This is a genomic window from Arenibacter nanhaiticus (genome assembly GCF_900141935.1).
Lineage (GTDB): Bacteria > Bacteroidota > Bacteroidia > Flavobacteriales > Flavobacteriaceae > Arenibacter > Arenibacter nanhaiticus.
In genome coordinates this window covers 1-5,252 of sequence record NZ_FQYX01000062.1, presented here as the reverse complement: position 1 = coordinate 5,252, position 5,252 = coordinate 1, and the positions used below count along the sequence as shown (strand labels likewise).

2 protein-coding genes are annotated in these 5,252 nt (G+C 34.9%); both read right to left on the bottom strand.

The genetic code is table 11. The annotated features are described in order from the left end of the window. Nucleotides 1-124: 124 nt before the first annotated feature. On the bottom strand, nucleotides 125-3,247 hold the full coding sequence (locus tag BUA16_RS17950; protein WP_072766083.1) for an SIR2 family protein: 3,123 nt from the start codon (nucleotides 3,245-3,247) through the stop codon (nucleotides 125-127). A gap of 70 nt (nucleotides 3,248-3,317) precedes the next feature. Next, entirely contained in the window at nucleotides 3,318-4,853 is a 1,536-nt protein-coding gene (locus BUA16_RS17945; RefSeq protein WP_072766082.1) for an IS1182 family transposase, read from the bottom strand. Between the last annotated feature and the right edge of the window lie 399 nt (nucleotides 4,854-5,252).

Genomic DNA, 5,252 nt, shown 5'->3' with positions numbered 1-5,252 from the left:
TCATTATCGAACCGCCCAGTACGAGACCCGTACGCTGGGTGGTGTGAGAGGCGCAGTCCGTTTCTATTTAGGGGCGGACCCGTCTACTCGATTACCACCAGTACTTATTACCGAGATTACAATTTTAAATAAAATATCTATAGTCATATTCTATTTTCTCCTTATTTTCAATCAGTTTTCCGATTCTAGCGATATCATTTGAAGAAGAAATTGTTGCAGGCAATTGAGAATACATGTTTAATGAATTCCAATTCATCTTTGTAAGACCTAAAATTTCATTGGCAATTTGTTCTAAACTTCCCGTACCATGATGTTTGATTATTTTTAATGGTTTAGGAATATATCTGCCTCCTGGATAGAAATTGAATTTAGGATTTTTAACCGATGGTACAACTCCATGAGCCCATAACAATGCTTCACTAGCATTTAATTGAATACAAGTCCCTCTAGATACAGAATAGCCATCTATTTCAGTTTTTCCATTTCTAATTTTACTTGAAACATATTTTATATCATCCTCTAAATTTATTTCAACTAAGTCTACAGATTCAATTTTTATATTATCATAAAGACTATCCAGAATGCCTTGTTTTTCATCTTCTGTGAAAAAAGTTCGCTTATGAATTACTACTCTCTTTGGAATTTCGTTCATTGATTCGTAGAAAAGGTTAATTACATTCTTACCAAACTCATAAGCATCATCATAACTTAAATGTGGTTTTTTATGACGCCATTGAATTTTATCATTATTTATCTTTGATAATTTGTATTTTAAACCTTCTCCAGAAGAACTGTATATATGACTACACCCTAAAATAATATGTCCTTTATCTTCTTTCTTGGAATCAATACTGTATCCAATACCAGCAAAAGCTGTTTTTTTGTCGGTGTTACTTAGTATCCATGGAGTTCTTAATGATTTAACAAAATAAGATAAAGATAACCACCAGTTTATTTGACAGCTTTGTTTAATATCCTTTATTGTTTTCTCTCTAATGAATTGAGATGTAACTCGTTTTTCAACACAAAAAGCCTTTACGTAATCATGTAAATCATAAGACTCTCCATTTTCATGATAGCTAGTAAAACTATCCCATCTTTTTGGAATATAGACAACTATAATTTTTTGGTTTCCTGATGCTGTTATTTTAGTGATTTTGTCACAAATATGTCTCTTAATTTCATGAATATTCTCTTTAAGAACATGACTTTTTGGTTCAGATATAATTTCCCAGTTAGAGGAAGTTGGTTCTGGAATATTTAAGCTTAAACCATACGTTTTGTGAAAGCCTTTAAAGTCAATAATGTAATCGTCATCTTTACTGTACTTCTGTATCTCTTGATTTTGCTTAGATAAAAAGTTGAATAATTCAGTAGAATCTTCTTGAGGAGAAATAATCCCTAATTGTATTGTAGAGTTTAAGAAAGTATTGAGGTTCGTTTCAAAAGGTTTGTTTTCAATTAGTCCTCTCATTGGATGAATGTCAGAAGTATGTTTATCACCATGTTTTGTTGAAAAAAGCAATGAAGATTCTTTAAATTGAACACCTTTGAGATTAATATATTTTGAAGGGACGTTATGTGTATTTGTGTAGTTGTTGTTTAAGTCGAAGATATTTGTAAAGAGCGGAACTTTTCCAATTTTAAAGTTAAAACCACTTGCTGAATTTAATGGGAAATCATACTTAGTATTTGTTATTAATAATGAACTCCAATTTTTAACATAATCATTAAATTTACTGTTCCAAATTTTATGATAAAACGTTATACCTACTTGCTGAATTATATCTTTAGAAACTTCCTCTTTTTCTAGCACGAAACTTGGGTTGAGTACTAAATAAAATTTTCCATTTATTTTTTCTAAAGAGAGTTTTATCGCATTATAAACTTTGTGATTAGCTATGTTTTGAAACTCAGAAGACCAAATTTTATTTCTATAATTTGTTTTAAACTCCTGTGGAGCAGATAACACCTTGCATATTGAAGATAGCATTAATGAGTTAATACCTGAATGATAGATTCTTGTATCTGTCAGAGGTTTTCTCACAATTTCACTTAATATAACATCTTTAAATGCTGTCTTTATTGCTTCTAAAGTTCCAAAAGCCCAAATTTTATTTTGGTATGGAATTGCAGAAATATCATTTCTTTTTAGAGCTATATTATTTACAGTTTCCCAAGGTTTTTCACTTAATTGAGCGTCAAATACAAATACTTCTTCAGGAAATTCTAAAGGGAAACAGTTACTCTTTAAAACTTTATTTACACGGTCAGGTTTTAAATTAAAAGGAGTAAATGAATCATTTTCACTATTCGATTGTTGAATGGAGATTAATTCATCTTTTAATTTTTTTTCACTATCAATAACTAATTTCGTGATATTAAGCATTGTAGTGTCAAAACCATCTGTAGGAATATAAAAGGCTTGCCTATTATTCTTATTAACGTGGTTAATTAATTCAGAAACTTCAGGATTGGTATTATTTTGATATCCACACCAAAATAGCATACCAGCACCTGCTTGTGAATATGCTTCTTTTAAAGTATTCATTAGAGATAAATCTCGTCCACTATATCCTAAAACAATCAGGTGTTTATCTTTTACATACTCGATAAGTTTTTCTCTAAATGTTTTGTCTTGTTCTTTTAACTCTTCATCTGTATTTTTTAAGTCACCATACTTAAAATCACCATGAAGTTTGATGATTGGTAATTCATTTCTACTTTGAGTTCTTTGATTTATTCTATCAACTGTCCCTAGGGTTATTTCTAAACCTTGTATACCACCTAAGACACATGAATTCATTAATAAATCATCAAAATTAGTTGTCCATACAGAATCTAATATTCCATGTTTAACTAGCAAAGGAATTGTACGATATCCAATTGCAGGTTTTATATTTGAACATATTTTTTGGAAATATTGGCTTCTGTTTTTGTCAATTGGAAAACATTTTTTTGCATAAAAAGAATACTCTTCATTACAACCGTTTTCAACATAATTTCCTTGATTATCTAACCAAGATTGAATAGTGCTTCGAACCTTTGGGTTTTTAAAATTATCTATCCAATCATCAGTCGATGGATTATTACTTTTATATATAGTTCCTTTCCAATCCCATATACAGTCATTTGCAGAAGGAATACCAGAACTGATTGAGCTTCCTGCTCCCAATAAAAGAGAGTATGTGTCGTTTTTGCTTATTGAAACAGACCTTAGAAATTCATCAAATTCTAATTGGTTCATATGTTTTTTTCGTATTGGTGGTAACGTCAGTCTGTCTCAAAACTACCTTTTTATTGTTGAAAATAGGATTTTATTCGAAGTTCGGAAAATAAACAGGGAAGAAGTTTAAATATTGCACTTTACCCTTTAAAATTAATTTTAGGGCCTGTTTTTGAGCGATAGGTACCTTTCCAGGCCAAACATGAAGCAAAGCAAACCTACCGGGAAGTTTTATGCCAAGGTTCAGCATTCTTTTGAGATTGTATGCCAACGCAATCAAACCAAAATCGGCTGAGGCGCTCCGGAGTCCTTTTTTGGTCATAATGTGGTCAAATCCCCATTGTCGTTTCATAGTGCCATATGGGTGTTCTACCAATGCTTGTCGCTGTTTATATACTGATTTATTTTGGGAGACCCGGGTAGCATTGTCCTGTATGTTTTGGGTGAACTCGCTTCGTTGTATGATCTTGCCATTTACCTTGGCAGTGGTGCATTCATGACGTACAGGGCAGCTTTTACATGCCCTGGTCTTATACTGTTTAAAGGTGTAGTTCCTTGCCTTGTACCGGGTTTGGTTAGAGTTTAATTCATTTCCCTGCGGACAGGTATAGGTGTCTTTTTCGCGGTTATAGACAAAATGTTCTGCGTTATAAGCTGAATTAGGTGCCTGGCTTGCCCTGCCTATGGCTGGAATGGCAACCAAGGTCTTTATACCCAGGTTATCGGCTGTTCTGAACTCACTGCCCGTATGGTACCCTTTGTCATAGAGTGCCGTAAACTGATTCGTTCTCAAGATGGACTTTGCCCTACGGAGCATCATGCCCATGCCTTTTTTGTCGTTTTGGTTGGTGAGCTTGTAGTCTATCAAGAGTTTGTGGGAAGCATCAACAGTGGTCTGTGCGGTATAACAAACCTCTGTAATCGTTCCGCGTACGATCTGATGCCTGCTATCGGGATCCGAGGTGGAGATTTGGGGGTTTTCAGAGGTTTTATCCTCGTCCAATTTCTTTTGAAGCTGCTCATACTTCCTACGCTGCTGTTTGCTATGTTCAACTTGTTTTTCCAACCCTTCTTTTTGGTCGCCATCGGCTGTGGACAGAGCTTTATTGTGTTCCTCCAGTTTATTGTCTATGTATTCCAAATGCCGTTGGATTTTCTTCTTGTTGTAATTGTTCTTTTTGGAATTCTGGGCGCGCAGTTTTGTGGAGTCACCGGCGATTAACATTCCTCCAATAAGGTTGAAGTTCTTGGCGATCTCAACGCTAAATCGAAAAACTCTTTTGATGGCCTTGGGATTGTCCTTTCTAAATCTGGCAATGGTATTATGGTCGGGTTTTAGGTTTTTCAAAAGCCAGATGACCTCCAGGTTACGATGGCATTCTTTCTCCAAATCCCTGGATGAACGCAAACGGTTCATATAGCCATAGATGTACAGTTTCAGTAAATCTGCCGGGTTGTATGGCGGCCTTCCTTGAAAAGGCAAGGACTGAAAACCCAATTCCTGTAAATTGATACTGTCTACGAACTGATCGATGAACCGAACAGAATTGTCATGAGGAACCATGTCATCCAAACAGGTCGTGTACAATGCAAGCTGATGCCTATTTTCTCCTTGTTGATACTCCATATTTAAAGATAAGGAAAACCATAGCCGAATGAGAAGCCGCTTTTATAGGTTATTAACAGAGTTATTAAGTTTTGAGACAGTCTGACGTTGTTGTATATGGTTTGTTGCGTATTTCAAGCAACTAATTTAGCAAATAATTACCGACAAAGAAAGTCCGCGAGACTTTCGTAAATAGGCGAGAAGCCAGCAATAAATTATATACGGTGTGTGTGCCCAGCATGGGCATCTTTTATCTACTGCAAAGTAGATAATTAATCTAGAGGGTGCAAGTCCCTTATGGGCAGGGGTAACGCCTTGAACCATTAGTAAGTCGCAAGGGTGGTAACTGCGAGGTTACATCTGAAGGAAGCGAGACTACAAAACTCGGTACTGACGAACAGGAACCAGATATGAGGCTGT